The organism is Streptomyces sp. TRM68367, assembly GCF_014495685.1.
Classification (GTDB): Bacteria; Actinomycetota; Actinomycetes; order Streptomycetales; family Streptomycetaceae; genus Streptomyces.
This window is the reverse complement of the sequence record NZ_JACTVI010000211.1, coordinates 1-4,168: the sequence shown is the minus strand read 5'-3', so window position 1 is coordinate 4,168 and position 4,168 is coordinate 1. Positions and strand designations below refer to the sequence as shown.

Sequence of the window (4,168 nt, the reverse complement as noted above, 5' to 3'; positions counted from 1 at the left end):
CGCGCGCCGTCGTCGGTGGCGAGGTTGTACACGTCGAGCGCCTTGCCACTGTTGCGGTTCACCAGCACGTACCACGCACCGGTGTCGATCCCGCGGGGAGCCTCGGTCACGCCGGCCACGAAGGTCGTCACGCTTCGAGCGGGCAGCGTGGCGGTGAAGGAGCCGTTCGACACGCCGGTCGTGCCCTGGGGCGCGACGTTCCTGCTCGCGTCGGTCAGCCAGGACGAGACACTGGACACCGTGCTGTTCGCCAGGGAGAACTGCTGGCTCACCGCAGCAGTCCCCTTGTTGACGGCAACGACGACGACTGTGGACTGACCGCCCCGGTACGCCGAGACGTAGACGTTCGACGCCGGGTTCGCCGTCGCCTCGATCCGCACGTATCCGGGGCGGACGAATCTGGCGAAGTGCGCCAGGCTGGCGCCGCGCTTGCTGATCCGGCCGTCCTCCCGCATGGGGCCGTAGCTGCGCCGGATGTACCACCAGACGTACGCCTGGAACTCGGCGTCCACCATTGCACGGTGGATGTGCTCCCCCACGTCGAGCGCCTGTGGCCAGAGGTCCGCCGAATCGCTGCTGTTGGGGTAGTAGACCTCGGTCATCCAGAGTTCTTTGCCCGCGCCCCTTTGTTTGAAGAGGGGATAGGGGAAGTCCGAGAACTGCGTGCCGTAGAGATGGGCCCCGATGATGTCCACGTTCGCGAGCGCCACGGAGTCGTTGAGGATCGGGTCCGAGATGTTCTTCCGGTACTGGAAGGACTCGGGCGCGATGACCCTGGTGCCGATCGAGCCGGCGTTCTCCCGCAGGAACCGGACCATTTCGGCGGGAGTCCACCACGTCCAGTCATGAGCGTAGTCGGGCTCGTTCTGCACCGAAATGCCGTACAGGTTCACCCCGTTGTTCCGCAGGAACGCGCTGAAGTCGTCGAGGTGCTGGGCATAGGCGCCGTACATGTCGTACCTGAGGCGTCTGGCGTCGGTCTGACTGCCGCGGACGAAGGTCTCGACCATGTGGGCGGGGGGATTCCACGGCGACGCGATGACGGTCGCCCCGAGCTCGATCGCGCGCCTCGCCGTCGCCACATCACGGCTCCAGTGCGCCTGGTCCTCCGGGACGGGGATCCTCAGCACGGAGAACCCCAGCCGGCCCTCGCCGGTGCCGAACGCCGTGTCCCGCTGGGCGGCTGTCAGGTCGCCGATCCAGCCCGTGTGGGTCATGCCGCCGAAGCCCCGGATCGTCTGCCGCCGCGCCGACGGGTCGATGACCGCCGTGGCGGCAGCCGTCGCGGCCGTAGCTTCCGAAGCCCCCACGGTCGACGTCGTGGCCGTGAGGACCGGCAGGGACCCCAAGGTCGCGAGGACGGTTCTCCGGCTCGGCGATCTCCGCTCGCCGCTCACGGGCTCGTTCCGATCTTGCGTCATGTCTCCTCCTCTTGGCTGTTGGTGCTGATCCGCGCATGATTCACTGGGAGCGCTCCCATTCACGGGAGTGGCTCTGCGCTGGTCTTGTTCGGAGGGGAGGTGCTGCTGGTCGTTGCCTCGGCTTGCCCTTGGCGGCTTGGGAAGCCACCCGTGCTGTTCGATATTGCGAACGACATGCAAGATTTCGAAGTCTTGGTTAAGTCGCGAAGTTAACGACTGCCCCTCGACACCGCAAGCCTCAGCGCGCGACGAAGCGCGGGCGGGGGCGGGACGGTCCGCGCCGAACGCACGACGCACTACCAGGACGGCCGCCCGCACCCAGATGTGGTGTGTTAACTGCACCAGCGTCTCTGATCATGGAGCGAGATGATCTCCGCATCAGGGGCGTCGTTACAGCCGCACGGATTCCCGCGAGGACCGCCGCCGGGCCAAGACCCTGGCCGAGCCTTTCGTCCGGGTCATCGCAGCTGCGAAGAGATCGCCGAGAGCAATCCGGCGTTCGCAGGCACCAAGTTCACGCCACACGACTTCCGTCGGCTCTTCGCGACCGAGATCGTCAACGGCGGCCTTCCAATCGACATAGGTGCTGCCCTCCTCGGACACCTGAATCTCCAGACGACACAGGGCTACGTCGCGGTCTTCGCCGAGGACATCGTCAAGCACTACCAGGAGTTCCTGAACCACCGCCGAGCCCTGCGTCCCGAGCACGCGTGCGGCGATGTCGCCCCCGAGGAGTGGGTCGAGTTCGAGGAGCACTTCGACAAACGCAAGGTCGAACTCGGCAACTGCGCTCGCCCCTACGGATCACCCTGTCAGCACGAACATGCCTGCATCCGCTGCCCGGTGCTCCGGGTCAACCCGAAAATGCTCACAAGGCTGGCCGAATTTGAGCAGGATCTTCTTCAACGACTACGGCGAGCCGAGACCGAGGGATGGCTCGGCGAAGATCGACGGCATCAACACGACCCTGACCTTCCTCCGGACCAAGCAGGCAGACGCCGCTCGAACGGTCCGGCGACCGGTGGATCTGGGGCTCCCTCGGCCCCGCACCCCATGAGTCACTGACCCCAGGGCCTGTCCGGCGGATCTTGGCTGATGGTCGCCAGCAGGTGTGTGACCAGGGGGTTATGGTCGTTCTCGCGCCAGGCGACGGCCACTCGTGTGCGGGCGGTGCCGGGTTCGATCCTGCGGAAGGCGACGCCTTTGAGGCGGATGCGTCGGATGCTCGCCGGGGCCAGGGAGACGCCCAGACCGGTTTCCACGAGGGCGCACACGGTTTGCCACTCCACCGCGTGCTGGACTACCTGCGGTGTGAACCCTGCTGCGGTGCACAGGCCGATGATCTGGTCGTGCAGTGGCGGGCCGACCGTGCGGGGCAGCAGCACGAAGGGCGAGTCCGCCAACTGTGCAAGCTGTACGGTCCGTTGGGTGGCCAGAGGATGGGTGGACGGCAGCACGGCCACGAAAGGCTCGCTGAGTACCGTACTGAAGCCGAGCTCTGTCTCGTCGGTGGGGGGTTCGCGCAGTAGACCGATGTCGATGGTCTTGTCGTGCAGGGCGGCGATCTGTGGAGCGGTGGTCATCTCGCGGATGTCCAGGTGCACGCCAGGGAACTGGTGACGGAAGGTGCGCAGCAGGCCGGGCAGGACCGTCAGGGCGAGGGAGGCGGCGAAGCCGATCCGTAGGCGGCCGGCCTGGCCACTGCCGACGGCCCGGGCTGCGGCCAGGCCGTCCGCGAGGCCGGTGAGTGCCCGCCGGGCGGCGGGCAGCAGTTCGCTGCCGGCTGGGGTCAGGGTGACATGCCCTGGGGCGCGGGTGAACAGCTCGTGGCCGACCTTGTCCTCCAGGCGGCGGATCTGCTGGCTCAGCGGCGGCTGGGCGATGCCCAGGCGGGCGGCCGCGTGGCCGAAGTGGAGTTCCTCTGCGAGCACGACGAAGGCGTGCAGCTGCGGTAGGGGGAGTTCGGGGCGCTCCATACGCCAAGAGATATCAGACCATGCATGCGGCCGTATTAGACGTATCAGTGCTGGTCATTTAGCGTTCGGCGCATGACAGAGCGACGCGCGATCCTCAGCGGCTCGGCCTTTGAGGAGCAGATCGGCTATGCCCGTGCTGTGGTCGACGGCGACTGGGTGCATGTGTCCGGGACGACCGGGTTCGACTACGCCACCATGACGATCTCCGACGACGTGGTGGAGCAGGCCGAGCAGTGCCTCCGCAACCTCGAGGCCGCACTGGCCGAGGCGAAGTGCACCTTCGCCGACGTGGTGCGCGTGCGCTACCTACTGCCCGACCGCGAAGACTTCGAACCCTGCTGGCCGGTCCTGCGCCGCTACTTCGGCGACGTTCAGCCCGCCGCCACGATGCTCATGTGCGGTCTCGCCGACCCGCGGATGAAGATCGAAATAGAGGTGTACGCGCGGCGGCGCATCCCGCCTCGCGATGGCGCCATGAGCAATCACTCGGAAGTGCCTGTCATGCCCGTCGAGGCCTATGAACCCCCCTACTACGCGGCCGTCTTCACTACGGTGCGAACCCAGGGGAGTGCAGGGTCGCACCGCTGTTGACCGTGGCTGCCCGCCCGTACAGGCACGCTGTGGGCACGACCTCGAAGAGCGGTGGGCAGGAGACGTGCGCGAGCGGGCCCGAGGTGTGAATCGGGGTCTTCGAAGTTGAGCGGTGCGCCTCGTCTCACGCACTGACGTGGTGTCACGGTGTGTGACTGACTCCGGGAGTGATCGCCTCCT

3 protein-coding genes and 1 pseudogene are annotated in these 4,168 nt (G+C 66.9%); 2 read left to right on the top strand and 2 right to left on the bottom strand.

Annotated features, from left to right (window positions below; all coding sequences use genetic code 11):
- A partial coding sequence (locus H8R17_RS44610) for a glycoside hydrolase family 30 beta sandwich domain-containing protein (protein ID WP_187828866.1) occupies positions 1 to 1,421 on the bottom strand: 1,421 nt, incomplete at its 3' end.
- Between the two features lie 366 nt (positions 1,422 to 1,787).
- Between H8R17_RS44610 and H8R17_RS44605 the strand changes: the two genes are divergently transcribed.
- A complete protein-coding gene (locus H8R17_RS44605; RefSeq protein ID WP_262506035.1) occupies positions 1,788 to 2,486 on the top strand; it encodes a site-specific integrase in 699 nt (232 codons plus the stop codon).
- Here H8R17_RS44605 and H8R17_RS44600 read toward each other — a convergent pair.
- Positions 2,480 to 3,397 carry a LysR family transcriptional regulator gene (locus H8R17_RS44600; RefSeq protein WP_187828865.1) on the bottom strand — a complete coding sequence of 306 codons (918 nt, stop codon included), beginning with the start codon at positions 3,395 to 3,397 and terminating at the stop codon, positions 2,480 to 2,482. The genes H8R17_RS44605 and H8R17_RS44600 overlap by 7 nt on opposite strands.
- Before the next feature lie 72 nt (positions 3,398 to 3,469).
- On the opposite strand from H8R17_RS44600, the pseudogene H8R17_RS44595 reads away from it, so the two are divergent.
- Positions 3,470 to 3,847 (top strand): annotated as a pseudogene (locus H8R17_RS44595) (RidA family protein); the annotation flags it as partial.
- Positions 3,848 to 4,168: the final 321 nt, after the last annotated feature.

What these genes read in the sequence shown, in the direction of transcription:
- H8R17_RS44605 (WP_262506035.1), top strand. Translation starts at nt 1,788, where the DNA reads ATGATCTCCGCATCAGGGGCGTCGTTACAGCCGCACGGATTCCCGCGA.
- H8R17_RS44600 (WP_187828865.1), bottom strand. Translation starts at nt 3,397, where the DNA reads ATGGAGCGCCCCGAACTCCCCCTACCGCAGCTGCACGCCTTCGTCGTG.